A 19,914-nucleotide genomic window follows, 5' to 3' on the forward strand; every position below is an offset into this window, starting at 1 on the left:
GGCGGCCCGCCCGCGAGGCCGTCCGGGTGGCGCGGCCCCGGGCGGGGTGCGACGCCGACGGTGACCACGACGCGGACCGCGAGCGGCCCGGAACGGGCGGGCGACGGCCGCGCCGGCGCTCAGGTCAGCGCCGGCTCCGGCGTCCCCCCGGCGTCCGGTCCCGGGACCGTCGCGGCCACGGCCGCCGCGGTCTGCCCGGCGTCTCCCGGATACCGCACCCCGATCCGCTCCCGTAGCGCGTCCAGCGTCCGCATCACCGCGAGGGTGCCGTCCAGCGGCACGAGCGGCGACTCCGTCTCACCCGCGCGCAGGGCCCGCATCACCTCCAGCGCCTCGTGCCGCAGGCTGGTGCGCGGTCCGTCGGCCGGGTCGGCGGCGAACTCCTCCGGGTCCCGGCCGTCGCGGTGCAGCACGAAGCGTTCCGGGTGGAAGAAGCCCGCCGGGACGTCGATGCGTCCCTTGGAACCGGTCACCGACGCCGTGGTGCCCGTGCCGCCCGTGATGGAGCAGTGCAGCGACGCCAGAGCGCCGCTGTCCCAGGAGAGCAGCGCGCCCGTCTGGAGGTCGACGCCCTCCGGGGAGAGCACGGCCCGCCCGGTCACGTCCGACGGCTCGCCGAGCAGCAACTGCGCGAACGACACCGGGTACACGCCGAGGTCGAGCAGCGCCCCGCCGCCCAGCGCCGGGTTCCGCAGCCGGTGCGCCGGCGGGAACGGCCCCTCGAGGCCGAAGTCGGCCTGAACGGTGCGCACCTCGCCGATCGCGCCGTCGTCCACGAGCGCCTTCAGCCGCCGTACCAGCGGGTTGCAGTACATCCACATGGCCTCCATCAGGAAGCGCCCGTGCCGCCGCGCCAGCCCGGCCAGCTCCTCCGCCTCCCGCAGGTTGAGCGTGAAGGGCTTCTCGCACAGCACGTGCCGCCCGGCCTCCAGGCACAGGCCCGCGGCGGCCCGGTGGGCCGAGTGCGGGGTGGCGACGTACACGACGTCGATGTCGCCGTCCCGCGCCAGCTGCTCCCAGCTGCCGTACGCGCGGGGAATGCCGAACCGCTCCGCGAACGCCGTCGCCGGCTCCGGCCGGCGCGAGGCCACCGCCACGACCTCCGCGTCCGGCAGGTCCACCAGGTCCGCGGTGAAGGCCGCCGCGATCCCACCGGTCGCCAGGATCCCCCAGCGCACCTTCTGCTCCGTCATCCCGGCCCCGCCCTCGCTCACGTGATCGTCGGCAATCCGTACGAGCTGAGAGCATAGGTGCGGACTGCTCGGAGAGGGAGGGACACATGTCCGAGGGTGGGGCATCGACACCGCGTGCGCCGGAGGTGGCCGTACCGGCGCAGAGGGCCGTACCGGGCACGGGGGTCTCCGGGCCGCCGGGGTCGGCGGCGCGGCGTGTGGGGCTCCTGGTCACCCTGGTCCTCGGCGGGCTGACCGCCACGCCGCCGCTGGCCATGGACATGTACCTCCCCTCCCTCCCCGAGGTCACCCGGTCCCTGCACGCGCCCGCCGCGACCGTCCAGCTCACCCTCACCGCCTGCCTGGCCGGCATGGCCCTCGGCCAGCTGGTCGTCGGGCCGATGAGCGACCGGTGGGGCCGCCGGCGGCCACTGCTGACCGGGCTCGCCGTCTACGTCGTCGCCACCGCCCTGTGCGCCTTCGCGCCCACCGTCGAACTCCTCGTCGCCTTCCGGCTGGCGCAGGGGCTCGCGGGCGCCGCCGGCATCGTCATCGCGCGGGCCGTCGTCCGCGACCTCTACGACGGCGTGGCCATGGCCCGCTTCTTCTCGACCCTCATGCTGATCTCCGGCGTGGCACCGATCGTGGCGCCGCTGATCGGCGGGCAGATCCTGCGGGTGACGGACTGGCGGGGCGTCTTCCTCGTTCTCACGGCCGTCGGTGTGCTGCTGGGCGGCATCGTCTGGGCCAGGCTCCCGGAGACCCTGCCCGCCGCCGAACGCCACAGCGGCGGCGTGGGGGAGGCCCTCGGCTCGATGCGCCGGCTGCTCGCCGACCGCGCCTTCACCGGCTACCTGCTCGCGGGCGGCTTCGCCTTCGCCGCGCTGTTCGCCTACATCTCCGCCTCGCCGTTCGTCATCCAGGAGATCTACGGCGCCTCCCCGCAGACGTTCAGCCTGCTGTTCGGGCTCAACTCGGTCGGGCTGGTCGTCGTCGGCCAGATCAATGGCAAGGTGCTGGTCGGGCGGGTGCGCCTGGACCGGGTACTGACCGCCGGTCTCACCGTGGTCGTCCTCGCCGCGGCGGTTCTGCTGCTGATGGCCACCGGCGTCCTCGGCACGGTCGGACTCGCACCCGTCGCCGCCGCGCTGTTCGTGCTGATGTCCGCGATGGGCGTCACCCTGCCGAACACCCAGGCCCTCGCCCTGATGCGCACCCGGCACGCCGCCGGCTCGGCGTCCGCCCTGCTCGGCACGACCCAGTTCCTGATCGGCGCGGTCGCCTCCCCGCTCGTCGGCATCGCCGGGGAGCACACCGCCGTCCCGATGGCCGTCGTCCAACTGGCCGCGGCACTGGTGGCACTGACGTGCTTCGTGGCACTGTGCCGGCCCTGGACCACACGCCGGACCACAGCGGGCGGGGGCACACCCTCGCCCGGCGAGACCGAGAGCCGGGGAGCGGAGAGCTGAGCGCACCGAGACTCCGCGGGGACGTGCCCGAGCGGGCCGGGCTCGACGCCGGCGAGCTGCGGCAGCTCGTCCACGCGGTCCACGACCTCGTCGACGGGGAGCGGCCCTGGGCGGCGGGCGCCGTCGTGGTCGCCGGGCGCGGCCCGGTGATCGCCGTCAGCGAGGCGGCGGGCTGGGCCGTCCGGTACGCGGGCCACGACCCGGAGACCGGCCGCGACGTCGAGCTGCCGCCCAGGGCTCGGGTGCCGATGAGCGTCGGCACGCCGTTCGACTTGGCGTCCTTGACCAAGCTGTTCACGGCGGTCGCCGCCGTGCAGCAGATCGAGCGGGGCACGCTCGGCATCGACGCGCGCGTCGGCGCGTACCTGCCGGAGTTCCGCGCGGCCGCCGAGCACGGCATCACCGTACGGCAGCTGCTCACCCACACCTCCGGGCTGCGTCCCGAGCTGCCGCTGTACGACTGCCCCGACGACGCGGCGCGGCTGGCGCTGCTGCGGGCCGAGCCGCCGGTGGGCGTGCCCGGCACGTACACCTACTCCGACCTCAACTTCCTGCTGCTGCAGCACGTCCTGGAGCGCATCACCGGCCGCCGCCTCGACGCGCTCGTGCACGACGGCATCACCCGCCCGCTGGGCATGACCGCGACCCGGTTCGGCCCGTGCCCGGGCGCCGCGGCGACGGAGGACCAGCGGCGGCCGTGGGCCAAGGCGGACCGGGGGATGCTGCGCGGAGAGGTCCACGACGAGAACGCGTGGGCGCTGGGCGGTGTGGCCGGGCACGCGGGGCTGTTCTCGACGGCGCCGGACCTCGCCGTCTTCTGCCGCGCGCTGCTCGCCGGGGGCGCCTACGGGCCGGCCCGCATCCTCGGTCCCGACTTCGTGGAGCTGCTGCTGAGGCCGCCCGGGCTGGGGTTCGCCGTGGACCAGACGTGGTTCATGGGGGAGCTGGCGGGGCGGGGTGCGGCGGGCCACACGGGGTTCACCGGCACGTCCCTGGTCCTGGATCCGGCGACGGACACGTTCCTGGTGCTGCTGGCCACGACGGTGCATCCCCGCCGGCGCGCCCCGGACAACGGGCCGCGGGCCGCCGCGGCGACCCGACTGGCGCGAGCCGTCCGCGACAGCTGAGCGGAACGCTCCGCCGCCGTTGCGTGGACGGTTGTGGGCGGGCGGGGCCGTGCCGGGGGGTGTCCGTCCTCGGACCGGCGCGGGTGCTGTGGGTGACGGGCGTACCGGGGGTTGACGCGCCGGCCGCTGCGGGCGGGCACCCCCCGGCGCGTCCCCTCCGGTCCGTGGACGGCCGCGGGTGCTGTGGGGTGCGCGCCGTCCGAGCGGGTGCCCGGTGTCTGGCGCGGGGCGTGGGCGGTTGTGGGTGGGCGGGGCCGTGCCGGGGGGTGTCCGTCCTCGGGCCGGCGCGGGTGCTGTGGGTGATGGGCGTGCCGGGGGTTGACGCGCCGGCCGCTGCGGGCGGGCACCCCCCCGGCGCGTCCCCTCCGGTCCGTGGACGGCCGCGGGGGCGTGGGGGCGTGCGATCGCCACGGTGGCGGGCCGGAAACGGGGCATGCGGCGCGTGGGAGCGCCGGCCCTGTGCTTCGGCACGTTCGCCGTTCGGCCGAGCCGTACGGTGGGCAGCCTCTTCGGGGCGGAGGTCGCGGGCCGGCCGGACTTCCCGCTGTGAGGTTTCCGAGGGCTCCCCGAGGTGGACGCGCACGTGAGCGGCGGGACGGGGTCGTACGGCCTTCCTCGAGCTGACGGCGTTGCTCCGACGAGGTGTACCCTCTCGGCCGAGGTCCCAGTCGACCGGCGCCGAGGTCCCAGTCGACCGGCGCAGGAGAGGACATGACCGACCACGCGCCCGCAGTCGCCCGCGCACGGAAGGGGCCGTGTCGGGGGGTGTGCGCCCGCAGCGGCCGGCGCGTCGACGCCGTGCGCTGGTCAAGACACGGCACTCGCGCCGGTCCGAGGACGGACACCCCCCGGCGCGGCCCCGACCCACCGCGGAGCCGCCCGCGCACGGCAGGGTGGTCCGCCTCGCCCGGTGGACCTGAGAAAATCGCAGGGTGAACGACCTGACGTCCCCGGCCGAGACCCTCCGTACCGCCCTCGCCGGTCTGCTCGACGGGCTGCCGCCCCGGCAGGCCGCGGGCGCGGTGGAGCGGCTGATCGCCAGCTACCGGGGGAGCACCCCGACCGACGCCCCGATCCTGCGCGACCGCGCCGACGTGGCCGCGTACGCCGCGTACCGCATGCCGGCGACGTTCGAGGCCGTGCGGTCCGCGCTGGAGGCGTTCGCGGACGCCGCCCCCGGCTGGGTCCCCGCCGGCCACGTGGACGTCGGCGGCGGCACCGGCGCGGCCACCTGGGCCGTCAGCGCCACCTGGGACGGCACCCGGCCGGTGACCGTGCTCGACTGGGCCGAGCCCGCCCTGGCGCTCGGCCGGGAGATCGCCGCCGCGAACCCCGCGCTGACGGACGCCCGCTGGCAGCGTGCCCGGATCGGCGCGGCGCTCAGCCTAGACGAGACCGACCTCGTCACCGTCTCCTACGTCCTCGGCGAACTGACCGAGTCCGACCGTGCCGCCGTGGTCGACGCCGCCGCGGCCGCCGCGCAGGCCGTCGTGGTCGTCGAGCCGGGCACGCCCGACGGCTACGCCCGCGTCCTCGCCGCCCGTGACCGCCTCGTCGCGGCCGGGTTCCACGTCGCCGCGCCCTGCCCGCACAGCGCCTCCTGCCCCATCGCGCCCGGCACGGACTGGTGCCACTTCTCGGCGCGTGTCAGCCGGTCCTCCCTGCACCGGCAGGTCAAGGGCGGATCCCTCGCGTACGAGGACGAGAAGTTCAGCTACGTCGCCGCGACCCGGTTCCCCGTGACGCCCGCCCCCGCCCGCGTGGTCCGGCGCCCCCAGATCCGCAAGGGGCAGGTGCTGCTGGACCTGTGCGAGAGCGACGAGCAGCTGCGCCGGCGCACGGTCACCAAGCGCCACGGCGACCTGTACAGGGCGGCGCGCGACGCCGGCTGGGGAGACGCCTGGCCGCCCGAGGGCGCCGCCTCCTGACGCCTGGGCCTCAGCGCAGCTCCAGGGAGCAGCACTTCACCCCTGGCTGTCGGGTGTCCGCCGAACGGGTCACCGGCCGCCCGGGCCGTGGCGAGACGCCCCGTCTCACCCCCCTGCTACGGTCGGGCCATGGTCGAGAAGCCCGCCCCCGACGCCACCCGTCGCAGTGAGAAGTCCCGTCGCGCCATCTACGACGCCGCCCTCGCCCTCGTGGTGGAGGCCGGGTACCGCAGGACGACCATCGAGGGCATCGCCGCCCGGGCCGGCGTGGGGAAGCAGACGATCTACCGCTGGTGGTCGTCCAAGGCGGAGGTGCTGCTGGACGCCTTCCTCGACCTCGGGGAGCAGGCGGCCGGGCAGGCGGGGCAGCAGCCGTACGAGATCCCCGACACCGGCGATCTGGCCGCCGACCTCAAGGCGGTGCTGCGGGCCACCGTCGACGAGCTCCTCGACCCCCGGTTCGACGCGCCGTACCGCGCCCTCGCCGCCGAGGGCGTGGTGAACGAGCGACTCGGCCGGGAGTTCGTGGCCAGGCTGCTCCTGCCGGCGCTGGAGCTGTACGTGCGCCGGCTGCGCGCCGCGCAGGCGGCCGGTGCGGTACGGGCCGACGTCGATCCACGCGTCGCCCTGGAGCTGTTCGTCTCCCCCCTCGCCCAGCGCTGGCTGCAGCACACCGGGCCGATCTCCCACGCCTACACCGACACCCTCGTCGACTACGCGCTGTACGGCATCGCGCCCCGCTGACCACCGGGCGCCGCACCGCCGGCGAATGCGGGCAACCGAAATATCTGCGGCGGTTCCGGACGTGCGGTACGTCTCCTCCCGCTGCCCGGGTTCGGGGTCCGGCCCCCTGGGGCGCAGGATGGTGGGACCATGGGGCATGCTGACGAGACCAGCGAGGCGAGGGGATAGATGAGCGCGGAGTTCGGCGGCCGCACCGGCCGGCAGGGCAAACTCTCCCAGTGGCTGCGCGGACGCCGCCCCAAGAAGACCGCCGGCGACGGCGGCCGGGAGGCCCTGCTGCTCGCCGCCGCCGACGCGGGCCTGCCCCTCGCGCCCGCCGCGCACCCGGCGCCCGGCTACCGGTGCTCCTGCGACCGCGTCGGCTGTCCGACGCCCGCCCGGCACCCGGTGTCGTTCGCGTGGCAGACACAGTCCACGACGGACCGCGCGCAGATCGAGCGCTGGGCCCGGCACCAGCCGCAGGCCAACTTCATCACCGCGACGGGCATGGTCCACGACGTCCTCGACGTGCCCCTGGAGGCCGGGCGTGAGGCCCTGGAGCGGCTGCTCGCCGCCGGCGTCGAGGTCGGCCCGGTCGCCGAGAGCGACGACGGCCGCCTGCTGTTCTTCACCCTCACCCGCGGCACGCCCGAGGACGAGGACGAGTGGTGGCCGTGCGAGCTGGACTGCCATCCGGAGACGATGGACGAGCACCCGGGACTGCGCTGGCACTGCCGCGGCTCGTACGTCCTCGTACCGCCCGCCCGGCTGCCCGGCGACGACCGGACGGTGCGCTGGGTACGCGGCCCGGAGCACGCGCTGCCCGACCCGCTGAGCCTGCTCGAGGCCCTCACCGACGCCTGCGCGCGTCACGCCGGCGACGAGGCCGGCCAGACGGGCACGGCCTGGCCGCTGCGCCACTGACGGCCCGCCGGGGGCGCGAGCCCCGGGTCGGCGGTGCGCGGAGCCCCGGGCCGGCGGTGCGCCGCTACCCGCCCTGCGCGGACGTGAGGCCCTGCACGCGGCCCAGTACCGACACCTGCTGTCCGCCCGAGCCCCGCTTCGGGTCGAGGACCACCGCGTTGGAGACGAACTCCATCGTCAGGGACTGCTTAATCTCACCGGTGGTCAGCGCCTGCACGTCCCGGTTCGGGGCCGGCACGGAGGCGCCCGCGGCGGCCGTCTGCTTCTGGTAGTGGTGCGTGGTGAAGAAGACCAGCGCGCCGCCGTCCGCGGTGCGCAGCGCCAGCGGGGCGTAGTCGCCGTTCGTCAGCGGCTCGTCGATGTACTGCGTGGCCAGGCCGGGCCGGCTGAAGTTCCTGGCGCGCAGCGCACGCCACTCGGAGGTGTGTGGGCCCGCGGCGAAGTCCTTCCCGCCGTCCTTCAGGTAGGTGGTGTAGCTCCGGCTCACCTCGCCCGGCGCCACGGCCAGTTCGGCCGAGTTCGCCGGCACGGCCTCCGCCCAGCCGTCCCGGTCCTTGCGGAACTCCGGCACGGTGCCCGGCGCGACGAGCGTCAGGTACGCCACCTGCCACCGCTCGTCGAGGCCGTCGCGGGTGAAGACCAGCAGCCAGCGGGAGTTGCCCGCCTTGTTGCCCTGGGCGTCGGCGACGAACCAGCGCGGCCAGCCGGCCTTCTTGGGGATGGTGAACTTCGCGTCCGTCAGCCGCAGCGGCTTGTGCTGCGGGTTGCCGCCGGGGTGGTTGGTGTGGCCGGCCTTCAGACGGGCCCCGTCGATGGCCCCGAGGGCGCCGGTGACGTACTCCGCGTCCAGGGAACGGTCGAAGGCCGCGTCGGCCCTGTTGTAGGCGGCCGTGAACTGACGGAGCGCCTTCTCGGCCTCGGCGCGGGTGGCCGTCGGGAGCACCTCGCGCTCCCCGTGCACCACCACGCACCCGCTCGCCGTGGCCGACAAGGCGGTCACCGCGGCCGTGGCCAGCGCCATCCGGTCAAGCCTGCGAAGCCTCAGAGGTCCGCGATCCCTGGTCATCGGGTACCTTCACCTTCCCCTTCCCGGAGGCGAACCCTACCGGGGCGAGGAACAGCGCGAGCGCCGGGACCAGGTACAGCAGCCACACCGTGACCTGGAGGACCGTCGGGTCGGGCTGGAAGTTGAACACGCCCTTCAGCAGGGTGCCGTACCAGCTGTCCGGCGGGACGATGCCGCTGATGTCGAATGCCAGGCTGTTCAGGCCCGGGATCCAGTCGGCCTCCTGCAGGTCGTGGACGCCGTAGGCCAGCACGCCCGCGGCGACGACGACGAGCATGCCGCCGGTCCACGTGAAGAACTTCGCGAGGTTGATCCGCAGGGCGCCGCGGTAGAACAGCCAGCCCAGCAGGACGGCGGTGGCCAGGCCGAGGGCCACGCCGATCAGCGGGCGCGGGCTGCCGTCGGAGGCCGCGTGCACCGACGCCCACACGAACAGGGCGGTCTCCAGGCCCTCCCGGCCGACGGCCAGGAACGCGGTGGCCACCAGGGCGCCGGTGCCCATCGCGAGGGCCGCGTCGAGCTTGCCGTGCAGTTCGGACTTCAGGTGCCGGGCGGTGCGCCGCATCCAGAACACCATCCACGTCACCAGGCCGACCGCGACGATGGACAGGCTGCCGCCCAGCGCCTCCTGCGCCTGGAACGTCAGCTCCTGGGAGCCGAACTCGAGGACGCAGCCGAAGCCCAGGGCGATGGCGACCGCGATGCCGATGCCCGCCCAGATCGGTTTGAGCGCGTCCCGGCGGCCGGTCTTGACCAGGTAGGCGATGAGGATGCAGACGACGAGACTGGCCTCCAGCCCCTCGCGCAGACCGATCAGGTAGTTGGAGAACACGGGCTACGCCTCCTCGGACAGCAGGGTGCGGCCCCACCAGTCGCCGGAGTCCCGGACGCCGGGCGGGATCGCGAACACCGCCGAACCCACGTGCTGGATGTACTCGTTGAGCGCGTCGTGCGCCGCCAGCCTGCGCTGGAGCGGGATGAAACCCTGGCGCGGGTCGCGCTGGTAGGCCAGGAAGAACAGACCGGCGTCGAGACGGCCCAGACCGTCGGTGCCGTCGGTGAAGGAGTAGCCCCGGCGCAGGATCGTGACGCCGCCGTTGGAGTCGGGGTGCGCGAGCCGGACGTGCGCGTCGGGCTTCATCGCCTTCAGGAACGGCTCGTCGTGCTCCTTGGCCTTGCCGACCGCCGCGCCCTCGCGCTTGTCCCGGCCGAAGACGTCCTCCTGCTCCTGCAGCGAGGTGCGGTCCCAGGTCTCGATGTTCATGCGGATGCGCCGGGCGACCAGGTACGACCCGCCCGTCATCCAGTCCGGTCCGTCCCCGTCGCCGACCCAGACGTACTTCTTCAGCCGGTCGGTCTCCGTCCCCGCGATGTTGCGGGTGCCGTCCTTGAACCCGAAGAGGTTGCGGGGCGTCTGGGCGCCGGGGGTCGTCGAGGAGGTCTTGCCGAAGCCGAGCTGGGACCAGCGGACGGCGACCTTGCCGAAGCCGATGCGGGCCAGGTTGCGGATCGCGTGCACGGCGACCTGCGGGTCGTCCGCGCAGGCCTGGACGCACAGGTCGCCGCCGGTGCGGGACTTGTCGAGGTTGTCGCCGGGGAACTTCGGCAGGTCGACGAGCGCCGCGGGCCGCTTGTCCCGCAGCCCGAACCTGTCGAACAGCGACGGGCCGAAGCCGATGGTCAGGGTGAGGCGGGACGGCTTGAGACCCAGCGCCTCGCCGGTGTCGTCCGGGGGCGCCTCGGCGAGCCCGCCGTAGGCGCCCTCGCCGACCGTGTCGCCGGCGGTCATCCGCCGGGCCGCCGCCGTCCAGTCCTTCATCAGCTGCACGAACGCGGCGCGGTCGTCGGTCTTCACGTCGAACGCGGCGAAGTGCAGGCGGTCCTGGACCGGGGTGGCGATGCCGGCCTGGTGGGCGCCGTGGAACTCCACCGCCCCGCCGGCCTCGGCCCCCGCCGGGTCGACGTCGTGGCCGGCACGGGTCATGGCCACGGTCCCGCCGGCCGCGGCTGCGCCGAGCGCGAGCCCCGCGCCGCCCCAGCCGATCAGCGCGCGCCGGCTGGGCGCGTTCGCCCGGGCGGTCCCGGCGGTGGATTCCTGGGTCTCCGTCACGGCGGTCCCTTACTTGACGACGGCGGCGGCGAGCTTGGACAGCGGCTCGGCGAGCGCGTTCACCGCGTCCGACAGCTCCTTGCGGTCCTCGTCCCCGACCTTGTCGTAGGAGACGAACGCGTAGGACGACGTGTCCGTGCGGTACTTGTCGAGGAGGGCGTCGAGCGCGGCGAACTGCCGGTCGAGTTCCTTGGCCAGCGCCGGGTCGTTCTGCTGCGCCACCGGCTTGAGCAGGCCGTACGCCTTCTCCGCGCCCTCGACGTTGGCCTTGAAGTCCACGAGGTCGGTGTGCGAGTAGCGCTCCTCCTCGCCGGTGACCTTGCCGGTGGCGACCTCGTCGAGCAGTTCCTTGGCGCCGTTGGCCATGGAGGTCGGGGTGATCTCGGCCTGGCCGACCCGCTGCTGCCAGTCCTTCAGGTCGGTGACCAGCTGTCCGGCGAGGGTCTTCTCCTCGGCGCCGATCTTCTTGTCCTGCCACAGCGCCTTCTCCAGGCGGTGCCAGCCGGTCCACTTCTGGCCGGGCTCCAGGCCGTCCTCGCGGACGTCGACCTTGGGGTCGATGTCGCCGAAGGACTCGGCGACCGGCTCGGTGCGCTCCCAGCCCAGGCGCGAGGGCGCGTACGCCTTCTGTGCGGCCGCCAGGTCGCCGCCCTGGACCGCCTTCACGAAGGCCGCGACGGCGGGCAGGGTGGCGTCGGCCTGCTCCTGGGCGTAGGCGCGGTAGTCGGCGACGGCCCGGTCCAGGCGTGCGTCGCGCCGGACGGCCTTGCCGCCGGTGGCCGTGACCTCCTGGCGGATGCCCTTGCCCTTCATGCCGGGCTTGCACGCGATCCGGTAGTCGCCCGCCTTCACCTCGGCGGTGACCTTCTGCCGGGTGCCGGGACCGATGTTCTCCCGCTCGGCGACGACCCGGTCGTCCGGGAAGAGGACGTAGACCTCGGTGACCTTCGAGCCCTTGTTCTCGATCGCGAGCTCGATGTGCCCGGCCGGGAACTCCTTCTTCGACACCTCGCACCGGTCGTCCGTCGCCGTCACGTCGATCACGTGGTCACCGTCCTCGGCGCTGCTCTTCTGTGTGCAGGCCGTCAGGGAGGTCAGAGCCGTCGCGGCGGCGACGGCGGTGACGACGGAGAGTCGGACGGCTCGCATGCAGAGCTCCCAAAGGCGGACGGACGTACTGAGGCTTGCCTAAGTTACCTGAGCCTTACCTCACCCGTCTGCATCGGGCCTGTGATTCGACTCGCACAGAAAGGTCACAGGAACGGCTTGATCACGGCGACTCAAAAGCGACCCCATGAAAAGGTAAAGGCCAGGCCAAGTGATCATGTTCCCGGGAGTGTCCCGCCGCGAGTGCTTCAATGCCCGGGTGACTGACTACGACGTGCTGCGCGTCTTCTGCGGACCGAGGGGCGGCTACGGCACCGAGCTCGGCGTCGTCCGCGACGGCTCGGTGCTGCCCGGGCGCAGCGACCGGCAGGAGTTGGCGGCGAAGCTCGGTTTCCGCGAGACCGTGTTCGTCGACGACCCCGAGCGCGGCGTCATCGACATCTACACCCCCGCCCGGCGCCTGCCCTTCGGCGGCCGCCCCTGCGTCGGCGCGGCATGGCTGCTCGACGTGCCCGAACTCCTCACGCCCGCCGGGGCGGTGGGGGCCCGCCTGGACGGGGAGTTCAGCTGGATCGAGGCCCGCGCCGAGTGGGCGCCGCCGCACGCGCTGCGCCAGTACGCGACCGCCGCCGAGGTCGACGCCCTGCCCGTCCCGCCGGCGGAGGCCGTCCCGCCGCCACAGGCCGGGGAGGCGCCGGCACCGTCCGGGCCGTGGGGGAGCACCTACGCCTGGGCCTGGGAGGACGCCCGGGCCGGCCGGGTCCGCGCCCGGGCCTTCGCGCACCGCGGCGACGAGCACGAGGGCGTCCCCGGTGCGGCGGGGGAGTACGCCGGCGCCGTCGAGGAGGAGGCGACCGGGGCGGCGGCCCTGCTGCTCACCGACCGGCTGGGCCGCGCCCTCAACATCAGCCAGGGCGCGGGCTCCCAGATCCTCACGGCACCGCAGCCGGCCGGCTGGGTGGAGATCGGCGGGCGGGTCGTCCTGGAGCGCTGACCGGCGCACGCGCCGTGGCGCCCCGGCGCAGGACCCGTGCACGGCCGGACCCCGCCGAGCGCCTGGCCGGCGCCCGCGTCACGGCAGGGTGAGGATCTCCGCCCCTGTCTCCGTGACCACCAGGGTGTGCTCGAACTGCGCCGTGCGCTTCCGGTCCCTGGTCACGACCGTCCAGCCGTCGTCCCAGACGTCGTACTCGTGCGTGCCGAGCGTCAGCATCGGCTCGATCGTGAAGGTCATGCCGGGCTGCATGACCGTCGTCGCGTGCGGGCTGTCGTAGTGCGGGATGATCAGCCCGGAGTGGAACGACGAGTTGATGCCGTGCCCGGTGAAGTCCCGGACCACCCCGTAGCCGAAGCGCTTGGCGTACGACTCGATGACCCGGCCGATCACGTTGACCTGCCGGCCCGGCCGCACCGCCTTGATCGCCCGGTTCAGCGACTCGCGGGTGCGCTCGACGAGCAGCCGGCTCTCCTCGTCGACGTCGCCGACGAGATAGGTCGCGTTGTTGTCGCCGTGCACCCCGCCGATGTACGCCGTCACGTCCAGGTTGACGATGTCGCCGTCCCGCAGCACCGTCGAGTCCGGGATGCCGTGGCAGATCACCTCGTTGACCGAGGCGCACAGCGACTTGGGGAAGCCGCGGTAGCCGAGCGTGGAGGGATAGGCGCCGTGGTCGCACATGTACGCGTGCGCCACCCGGTCCAGCTCGTCCGTGGTGACGCCGGGCGCGATGTGCCGGGCCGCCTCCTCCATCGCCTGCGCGGCGATCCGCCCGGCGACACGCATCGCCTCGATGGTCTCCGGCGTCTGCACCTCCGGCCCGGTGTACGGCTTCGGCGCGGGCCTGCCCACGTACTCGGGGCGGCGGATGTTTCCGGGCACGGAACGGGCGGGAGACAGCTCCCCTGGTACGAGCAGCGACTGGGCAGACATGAAAACGAGTCTATCCAGGGCCGATGGGGGAACATGTCGGTGGCGAGAGGAGCTTGGTCATGGCCCTGTTCAAGAAGCGCACCGCCGGGAAGCCGGGCGAGTGGTTCTACTGCCTGGAGCACAAGAGGGTCGAGGAGGGCCCGGACTGCCCGGCCAAGGACCGGTTCGGTCCGTACGCCTCCCGGCAGGAGGCCGAGCACGCGATGCAGACCGCCCGTGAGCGCAACCTCGAGTGGGAGAACGACCCCCGCTGGCACGACGCGCAGGCCCGGAGCGGGGACGACGACTGACCGTCCCACGACGCCGACGCCCCCGTGCGGCACCCACCCGGCCTCCGGTGCGCTCCGCGCGAGGCGACCGGCCCCGCGCCGGGCGGCCCTCCGCTGTGCTCCGCCGTCGCCCGCAGGCCGGTGGTGCGCCCGTCGGCGACCGTCGCTGATGCTTCGCGGACGGCCGCCCTACCACCGGGGCGGCGGCGGTGCCGTCAGGGAGTCCGCCAGCCGGGACAGGCGGTCCCGCAGACGCCTGCGGGACCGCGGGGACGGCACCGCGTTCTCCCCGGCGGCCGCGCTCACCAGGTGCTGCACGGTGTCCAGGTCCAGCTCGGAGCCGTCCGGCACGGCCAGCGACTCGTGCGCCAGCGCCGCCAGGTCCGCCTCGCCGGAGCCGAGCGCCAGCACCGTGGCCCCCGCCCGCCGGGCGTCGTGCACCCGCTCCAGCAGGGTGTCGCCCGCCGTGTCCGGGGCCACCACCAGCAGCGTCTCGCCGTGCCGGGCCGCCTCCAGCCGGCCGAGCCCGACGGCCAGGTGCGCCGGGTCCGAGGGGCGGGCCGCGTGCCGTACGAGTGTCGGGGCGAGCTCCGGGGTGCCCGACCAGGCGGCCTCGTCCACCAGGTGCGCGGCCAGGTGCCAGGGCTCGTAGCGCGGCGTTCCCACCAGGAGCAGTCCGCCCCCGTGGGACACCACCGATCCGCGCAGCGCGCCCGCGAACCGTCTGGTGGCTCCCAGCCACTCGGTTCCGGCCAGCACTTCGCGGAGCAAGGCGACACGAACGGCGTCCATACGGGCGCATCCTGCCCCAGCCGGCGATCCGCGGCCCGCCGTTCGCCGCGAATTCCCCCGCTTCGGGGAACGCCGGCGGCCGGCTCCGCACGCGTGCCGCCGGCCGGCCCGGTGGGGCGGGGGGCGACGTAGAGTCGGGTCCATGACCTCTAGCGACAGTGCACAGAAGGCCCCCGCCAAGGACCCCTGGGACCTCCCCGACGTCTCCGGGCTGGTCGTCGGGGTGCTCGGCGGGACCGGCCCGCAGGGCAAGGGCCTCGCCTACCGGCTCGCCCGGGCCGGCCAGAAGGTGATCGTCGGCTCGCGCGCCGCCGAGCGCGCGCGGGCGGCGGCCGAGGAGATCGGGCACGGCGTGGAGGGCGCGGACAACGCCGAGGCCGCGCGCCGCAGCGACATCGTGATCGTCGCCGTGCCCTGGGAGGGCCACGGCGACACCGTGGCCTCCCTGCGCGAGGAGCTCGCGGGCAAGCTGGTCGTGGACTGCGTCAACCCCCTCGGCTTCGACAAGAAGGGCGCCTACGCCCTCAAGCCCGAGGAGGGCAGCGCCGCCGAGCAGGCCGCCGCGCTGCTGCCGGACTCGCGGGTGACCGCCGCCTTCCACCACCTGTCCGCCGTCCTGCTGCAGGACCCGGAGATCGAGCGGATCGACACGGACGTCATGGTGCTCGGCGAGGAGCGGGCCGACGTGGAGGCCGTCCAGGCGCTGGCCGGCCGCATCCCCGGCATGCGCGGCGTCTTTGCCGGCCGGCTGCGCAACGCCCACCAGGTGGAGTCGCTCGTGGCGAACCTGATCTCCGTCAACCGCCGCTACAAGGCGCACGCGGGACTCCGGATCACGGACGTATGACGCCATGGGGGACACTGGTGGTCGAAGCAGTGTCCCCCGACAGGAGCCCCACCGCCATGTCCACCCCGCCCGCGTCCGGCCCGGCCCGGCGACTCGCCCTCTACGCCCTGATCGTCTGCGTGCTCTCCGTGGCCGCGGCCGTGGTCTCCTTCGTCCGGGGCAGCTGGCTGGGGATCGTGTGGATCCTGCTGGCCGGCCTGTCGTCCAACATGACCTGGTACTACGCGCGCCGGGGCCGCACGGGGCGGAGCGGGTCCGTCAGCGGCTGACGCACATGTCGGAGGTCTCCTCCCAGAAGCGGTACAGCTCTTGGGCAGTAGGTGCACGACTATGCACTCTGCGCGGTGGCATGCTGCCCTCAAAGGGGGACTCCATGCCAAAGCCGTTGCGCGGCCTGCGCGCGATCCGTCTGTCCGTGCTCACTGACTCGTCCACCAGCTGTCCGTGCTCACTGACTCGTCCACCAGCGTTGAGCGTCAGAGGGAGGCGGGTGACAAGTCGGCCGCAGCGCTGAACATCGATTTCGGCGAGGGGGACAGTCTTCGAGAGGCAATCGACCTCGACGTCTCAGCGCTCAAGTTCAGCCCGTTCAACCGTCCGCAGCTAGGCAAGTGGCTAGCGCTGCCTGACGAATATGACGCCATCGTGTGGTGGCGCTTTGACCGTGCCATCGCGTCCATGTCCGACATGCATGACCTGGCGAAGTGGGCTAAAGAGCATCGGAAGATGCTCGTCTTTGACGAGGGCGTCGGCAACGCTGGTCGACTCATCTTCGACTTCCGCAACCCCATGGACCCCATGGCGGAACTGATGATGATGCTGTTCGCCTTCGCCGCCCAAGTGGAGCGCATCAGCACGAAGGAGCGCGTCACAGGCGCGCACGCCGCCATTCGCCAAATGGAGAACCGGTGGAAGGGCGGCCGACCTCCTTACGGGTACGAGCCTCACCGCCTGGAAGGCGGGGGATGGACGCTGAGGCCTGACGCTTACGCGGTATCGGTGATACAGCGGATCATCCGAGACCTGAAGGGGGAGGGCAGTGTCATGGGAAAGGGGAAGTCCCCCACGGCCATTGCCATCGAGCTGACGTCAGAGGGCATCCTCACGCCCCGACGGTATTGGGCGAAGAAACGACGGGAGCTCCGGCAGGCTCAGACAGCCACGTCGGTCGACGCAGAGCTGAGCGACACGGCTGACGAGACGCCGGATGCGGAAGAGCCGTCGCAGACCCGGCGAGGGTGGACGGGGGCGATTATCAAGGCGATGCTCACCGATCACGCCATGCTCGGGTGGAAGACGTACAACGGGCAGGTGGTCCGTAAGACGCAGACAGGCGTCCCTGTGCCCTTCACAGACGAACCCATCCTCACCCGCGAGGAGTTCGACCACGTCTCCGCCCTGTTCGCGGCGCGCTCCCGTCAGCCCGTCGAGCGCAAGGACACGAACGCCCCCCTCTTGGGTGTGCTCCTGTGCGACGGATGCGGGGGGCGCATGTACCTCCAGCGTCGGACGAACGCACAGAACTACGTCTGCCAAGCGTTTAGTCCCGGAATGCAGTGTGACGCCCCCTCGTCCATCAAGCAGACGTGGGCGGAGGAGTACGTCGAGCGTGAGTTCCTGCGACGTCTCGGGGGCGCCCGCGTGCTGGAGCACGTCTCGATTCCCGGCTATGACCCCGGACCGGAGATTGAAGAGACCGAGGCGGAGTTCAAGGCCCATCTAGCCGAGCGCGGCAAGCAGAAATCCCGCGCGGCTGTGGCAGCTTGGCAGGAGCGTCACGACGCCCTCGACGCTCGCCTAACAGAGCTGGAGTCCCGCCCGAAGACGGAGGCGCGGACCATCGTCAGGGAGCAGTCGACGACCTACGCGCAGATGTGGGAGGCGAGCGACGACCTTGAGCGCCGCGCGCTTCTGTTGGACTGCGGGGTCGTCGTCCGCGTCAAGAAGGGCACGCGGGGAGGATGGCGGAAGCTCGACGAGTCGCGCATGTCGTTCGATGTGACTGCGGAGTTCTTCGCCGACGCCGCCGCAGAGCACGACCCCCTGGCGGCTGAGCTGGTTACCTGACGTCGCAGGAGAGAGCCCCCTCCAGTACGCCTGGAGGGGGCTCTGTTTACGTCCGTGGAGGCTCGTTCCACGGGCTGGCGGGTGGTCGGCGAAGCTCTTCGTCGTGGCGGCGTAGGAACCACTGACGGTCCGTTGAGGTCGTGAGACCAACTGACGCTTTATTGCTGTCTTCGCGGGATGTCCAACACTGGTTGGACTCGTGCCGTAGCTACAGACGCCTTGGACTCGGCGGCCAGCACTGCTGGCGACGTCGTGGCACGCTCCCAGCCTACAACGGCGAGGGGCTGTCTTGGGTTGCGATCAATGGGCTCGGCCGCCTCGACGACCTCGCCCCCGACGTACCGCGCATTCAGTGGTGACTGATCCCTGGACCGGCGGACGACGCCCGTGCGTCGCTCGCGGCGGGGCGACGGGACCGCGAGGTCGGCAACCCCGGTCCCGTCCGCTCCTCACGAAGCCCCGTTCACCTCCCCACCCCCGCGGAGGTGAACGGGCCCTTCTTGTGTCACCGCAGGTCAGACAGTACAGCCGATGTTGGGCCCGACGTCACGGAAGAAGCTGAATAGATAGTTGTATAGGTACTCGCCGCAGTAGGTGTCGAAGTCGCCGATCCCGAGCCACTGCAGGACCACCTGGACCGCGTCGAAGAACACGGCGTTGACCGACGGCACCCACAGCAGCGCGAAGACGAACAGCAGGCCGAACGGCGCGAACGGCTCCACCTGGCGCCTGACGGAGTACGGCAGCCAGGGCTCGACGACGCCGTAGCCGTCCAGACCGGGCACCGGCAGGAAGTTGAGGATGGCCGCCGAGACCTCGAGCAGGGCCCAGAAGGCCAGCGCGAAACGGAACTCGAGCGGCATCCCGTCCAAGCCCAGCCAGAACGGCGCCGTGCACACCACCATGAACAGTACGTTCGTCAGCGGGCCCGCGGCCGAGATCAGGCTGTGCCGCCAGCGGCCCCGGATGCGGCCCCGCTCGATGAACACCGCCCCGCCGGGCAGACCGATCCCGCCCATGATCACGAAGACGACCGGGAGCACGATGCTGAGCAGCACGTGCGTGTACTTCAGCGGGTTCAGGGTGAGGTAGCCCTTCGCGCCGACCGTGATGTCGCCGCCGTGCAGCGCGGTGCGCGCGTGCGCGTACTCGTGCAGGCACAGCGAGACGATCCAGGCCGCGGTCACGAACAGGAACACCGCCACGCCGGGCTGCTGGGCGAAGCCGGTCCAGGTGGCCCAGCCCGTCACCGCGGTGACGGCCAGGATCCCGACGAAGACCGGACTGATCCGTCTCTCGCTCTGGCGGGTGGTGGCGGTGGTCATCGGGAGGGCTCCTCGGTGCGGGTGGCGGGCGGTGCGGGGACGACCGTACAGGTGGCCGCGGGGCAACGGGTGGCGCGGTCCCGGGCGTTGCCGCCCGGGACCGGAATGTCGCCCTCCGGCCCATGGCCCGGCCCGTCCCCCGGCAGGCGGGAAACCCGGAAGCGGAGCGCGGCCGCCGCCGGGGACAATGGGGCGCGTGCGCTACCGCATCCTCGGCACCACCCAGGCGTTCCGCCCCGACGGCACCGTCGTCCCGGTCGGCGGGGCGCGGCTGCGCGCCCTGCTCACCGTCCTCGCCCTGCGGCCCGGCCGGGCCGTTCCGGTGGGCGTGCTGGTCGACGAGGTCTGGGGCGGTGATCCGCCCGCTGACGCCACGGGCGCGCTGCAGGCGCTGGTGGGGCGGCTGCGCCGGGCGCTCGGCGCGCACGCGGTGGTCTCCGCGGAGGGCGGCTACCGGCTGGACGCGGCGGCCGAGGACGTCGACCTGCACCGCTTCGAGCGACTGGCCGGCGAGGGCATCGCGGCGCTGGCCGACGGCGACCCCGCCAAGGCGGCCGCGGTCCTCGACGACGCCCTCGCCCTGTGGCACGGCCCGGTCCTCGCCGACCTGCCCGACCGCACCGCGGAGGCGGCCCGCCGGGAGGCCCGCCGGCTGGACGTGCGCCGGGCCCGTCTCAGCGCCGCCCTCGCCCTCGGCGAGGCCGAGCGGGCGCTGCCCGAGCTGACCGCCCTGTGCGGCGCCCACCCCCTGGACGAGCCGCTGCAGGGGCTCCGGCTGCGCGCGCTGCGCGACGCGGGCCGCACGGCGGAGGCACTGGCCGCCTACGAGGACGTACGCCGTCTCCTCGCCGGCCGCCTGGGCTCGGACCCCGGCCCGGGGCTGCGCTCCCTGCACGGGGAACTGCTGACGGCGTCCACCCCCGGAGGCGCCGCGACCGGCCGTCCGTCCCTGGACGGGGGTGCCGCGACCGGCCGTCCGTCCCTGGACGGGGGTGCCGCGACCGGCCGTCCGTCCCTGGACGGGGGTGCCGCGACCGGCCGTCCGTCCCTGGACGGGG

General features: G+C 73.4%; 19 protein-coding genes. 11 read left to right on the top strand and 8 right to left on the bottom strand.

Annotated features, from left to right (window positions below):
* Window positions 1-119: 119 nt before the first annotated feature.
* Entirely contained in the window at window positions 120-1,193 is a 1,074-nt protein-coding gene (locus ABZ920_RS25985; RefSeq protein WP_361509589.1) for a Gfo/Idh/MocA family oxidoreductase, read from the bottom strand.
* Between the two features lie 86 nt (window positions 1,194-1,279).
* On the opposite strand from ABZ920_RS25985, the gene ABZ920_RS25990 reads away from it, so the two are divergent.
* The 5 genes from ABZ920_RS25990 to ABZ920_RS26010 all read left to right on the top strand — a co-directional run bounded on the left by ABZ920_RS25990 (window position 1,280) and on the right by ABZ920_RS26010 (window position 7,343).
* Window positions 1,280-2,641, top strand: a complete 1,362-nt coding sequence (locus tag ABZ920_RS25990) for a multidrug effflux MFS transporter (protein WP_361509592.1) — start codon at window positions 1,280-1,282, stop codon at window positions 2,639-2,641.
* Between the two features lie 23 nt (window positions 2,642-2,664).
* Window positions 2,665-3,768 (top strand): serine hydrolase domain-containing protein, encoded by a 1,104-nt coding sequence (locus ABZ920_RS25995; RefSeq protein WP_361509595.1) that lies wholly within the window; start codon window positions 2,665-2,667, stop codon window positions 3,766-3,768.
* Between the two features lie 932 nt (window positions 3,769-4,700).
* On the top strand, window positions 4,701-5,696 hold the full coding sequence (locus ABZ920_RS26000; protein ID WP_361509598.1) for a small ribosomal subunit Rsm22 family protein: 996 nt from the start codon (window positions 4,701-4,703) through the stop codon (window positions 5,694-5,696).
* A 129-nt stretch (window positions 5,697-5,825) separates the two neighbouring features.
* The gene (locus ABZ920_RS26005) at window positions 5,826-6,440 is read left to right on the top strand and encodes a TetR/AcrR family transcriptional regulator (protein ID WP_361509600.1); all 615 of its coding nucleotides are present in this window, start codon (window positions 5,826-5,828) and stop codon (window positions 6,438-6,440) included.
* Window positions 6,441-6,608: 168 nt separating this feature from the next.
* The gene (locus ABZ920_RS26010; RefSeq protein WP_361509602.1) at window positions 6,609-7,343 is read left to right on the top strand and encodes a bifunctional DNA primase/polymerase; all 735 of its coding nucleotides are present in this window, start codon (window positions 6,609-6,611) and stop codon (window positions 7,341-7,343) included.
* A 64-nt stretch (window positions 7,344-7,407) separates the two neighbouring features.
* Here ABZ920_RS26010 and ABZ920_RS26015 read toward each other — a convergent pair whose 3' ends face one another.
* Genes ABZ920_RS26015 through efeO form a run of 4 tightly spaced genes read right to left on the bottom strand, consistent with a single transcriptional unit; the run spans window position 7,408 to window position 11,668 of the window.
* Complete coding sequence (locus ABZ920_RS26015; protein ID WP_361509605.1) at window positions 7,408-8,409, bottom strand: hypothetical protein; 1,002 nt, start codon at window positions 8,407-8,409, stop codon at window positions 7,408-7,410.
* Window positions 8,369-9,241, bottom strand: a complete 873-nt coding sequence (efeU, locus tag ABZ920_RS26020) for an iron uptake transporter permease EfeU (protein ID WP_361509608.1) — start codon at window positions 9,239-9,241, stop codon at window positions 8,369-8,371. The genes ABZ920_RS26015 and efeU overlap by 41 nt, the downstream gene beginning before the upstream one ends.
* A gap of 3 nt (window positions 9,242-9,244) precedes the next feature.
* On the bottom strand, window positions 9,245-10,519 hold the full coding sequence (gene efeB / locus ABZ920_RS26025) for an iron uptake transporter deferrochelatase/peroxidase subunit (RefSeq protein ID WP_361509611.1): 1,275 nt from the start codon (window positions 10,517-10,519) through the stop codon (window positions 9,245-9,247).
* A 9-nt stretch (window positions 10,520-10,528) separates the two neighbouring features.
* Entirely contained in the window at window positions 10,529-11,668 is a 1,140-nt protein-coding gene (efeO, locus tag ABZ920_RS26030) for an iron uptake system protein EfeO (protein ID WP_361509614.1), read from the bottom strand.
* A 217-nt stretch (window positions 11,669-11,885) separates the two neighbouring features.
* Between efeO and ABZ920_RS26035 the strand changes: the two genes are divergently transcribed.
* Window positions 11,886-12,620: a PhzF family phenazine biosynthesis protein gene (locus ABZ920_RS26035; RefSeq protein ID WP_361509616.1), complete on the top strand. Its 735-nt coding sequence runs from the start codon at window positions 11,886-11,888 to the stop codon at window positions 12,618-12,620.
* Between the two features lie 78 nt (window positions 12,621-12,698).
* Here ABZ920_RS26035 and map read toward each other — a convergent pair whose 3' ends face one another.
* Window positions 12,699-13,556, bottom strand: a complete 858-nt coding sequence (map, locus tag ABZ920_RS26040) for a type I methionyl aminopeptidase (RefSeq protein ID WP_361509619.1) — start codon at window positions 13,554-13,556, stop codon at window positions 12,699-12,701.
* A gap of 59 nt (window positions 13,557-13,615) precedes the next feature.
* On the opposite strand from map, the gene ABZ920_RS26045 reads away from it, so the two are divergent.
* Entirely contained in the window at window positions 13,616-13,846 is a 231-nt protein-coding gene (locus tag ABZ920_RS26045) for a hypothetical protein (RefSeq protein WP_361509622.1), read from the top strand.
* Between the two features lie 168 nt (window positions 13,847-14,014).
* Here ABZ920_RS26045 and ABZ920_RS26050 read toward each other — a convergent pair whose 3' ends face one another.
* Window positions 14,015-14,617, bottom strand: a complete 603-nt coding sequence (locus ABZ920_RS26050; protein ID WP_361509625.1) for a hypothetical protein — start codon at window positions 14,615-14,617, stop codon at window positions 14,015-14,017.
* A gap of 142 nt (window positions 14,618-14,759) precedes the next feature.
* On the opposite strand from ABZ920_RS26050, the gene npdG reads away from it, so the two are divergent.
* The 3 genes from npdG (at window position 14,760) to ABZ920_RS26065 (ending at window position 17,531) form a co-directional block, all read left to right on the top strand.
* Window positions 14,760-15,464, top strand: coding sequence for an NADPH-dependent F420 reductase (gene npdG / locus ABZ920_RS26055; RefSeq protein ID WP_361509628.1), 705 nt, complete (start codon window positions 14,760-14,762; stop codon window positions 15,462-15,464).
* A 56-nt stretch (window positions 15,465-15,520) separates the two neighbouring features.
* Window positions 15,521-15,733, top strand: a complete 213-nt coding sequence (locus ABZ920_RS26060; protein WP_361509631.1) for a hypothetical protein — start codon at window positions 15,521-15,523, stop codon at window positions 15,731-15,733.
* A gap of 175 nt (window positions 15,734-15,908) precedes the next feature.
* Entirely contained in the window at window positions 15,909-17,531 is a 1,623-nt protein-coding gene (locus ABZ920_RS26065; RefSeq protein ID WP_361509634.1) for a recombinase family protein, read from the top strand.
* 515 nt (window positions 17,532-18,046) lie between these two features.
* On the opposite strand, the gene ABZ920_RS26070 is transcribed toward ABZ920_RS26065, so the two are convergent.
* The gene (locus ABZ920_RS26070; protein ID WP_361509637.1) at window positions 18,047-18,856 is read right to left on the bottom strand and encodes a site-2 protease family protein; all 810 of its coding nucleotides are present in this window, start codon (window positions 18,854-18,856) and stop codon (window positions 18,047-18,049) included.
* Between the two features lie 187 nt (window positions 18,857-19,043).
* Here ABZ920_RS26070 and ABZ920_RS26075 point away from each other — a divergent pair.
* On the top strand, window positions 19,044-19,914 hold an 871-nt coding region (locus ABZ920_RS26075; RefSeq protein WP_361509640.1), incomplete at its 3' end, for a BTAD domain-containing putative transcriptional regulator.

It is taken from the genome of Streptomyces sp. NPDC046831, assembly GCF_040645305.1.
In the GTDB taxonomy this organism is placed as follows: domain Bacteria; phylum Actinomycetota; class Actinomycetes; order Streptomycetales; family Streptomycetaceae; genus Streptomyces.

Coding starts and splice junctions, on each gene's coding strand:
- ABZ920_RS26070 (WP_361509637.1), bottom strand. CDS start 18,856: ATGACCACCGCCACCACCCGCCAGAGCGAGAGACGGATCAGTCCGGTC.
- ABZ920_RS25985 (WP_361509589.1), bottom strand. CDS start 1,193: ATGACGGAGCAGAAGGTGCGCTGGGGGATCCTGGCGACCGGTGGGATC.
- ABZ920_RS26060 (WP_361509631.1), top strand. CDS start 15,521: ATGTCCACCCCGCCCGCGTCCGGCCCGGCCCGGCGACTCGCCCTCTAC.
- ABZ920_RS26010 (WP_361509602.1), top strand. CDS start 6,609: ATGAGCGCGGAGTTCGGCGGCCGCACCGGCCGGCAGGGCAAACTCTCC.
- ABZ920_RS26045 (WP_361509622.1), top strand. CDS start 13,616: ATGGCCCTGTTCAAGAAGCGCACCGCCGGGAAGCCGGGCGAGTGGTTC.
- map (WP_361509619.1), bottom strand. CDS start 13,556: ATGTCTGCCCAGTCGCTGCTCGTACCAGGGGAGCTGTCTCCCGCCCGT.
- ABZ920_RS26050 (WP_361509625.1), bottom strand. CDS start 14,617: ATGGACGCCGTTCGTGTCGCCTTGCTCCGCGAAGTGCTGGCCGGAACC.
- efeO (WP_361509614.1), bottom strand. CDS start 11,668: ATGCGAGCCGTCCGACTCTCCGTCGTCACCGCCGTCGCCGCCGCGACG.
- ABZ920_RS25990 (WP_361509592.1), top strand. CDS start 1,280: ATGTCCGAGGGTGGGGCATCGACACCGCGTGCGCCGGAGGTGGCCGTA.
- npdG (WP_361509628.1), top strand. CDS start 14,760: ATGACCTCTAGCGACAGTGCACAGAAGGCCCCCGCCAAGGACCCCTGG.
- ABZ920_RS26005 (WP_361509600.1), top strand. CDS start 5,826: ATGGTCGAGAAGCCCGCCCCCGACGCCACCCGTCGCAGTGAGAAGTCC.
- ABZ920_RS26015 (WP_361509605.1), bottom strand. CDS start 8,409: ATGACCAGGGATCGCGGACCTCTGAGGCTTCGCAGGCTTGACCGGATG.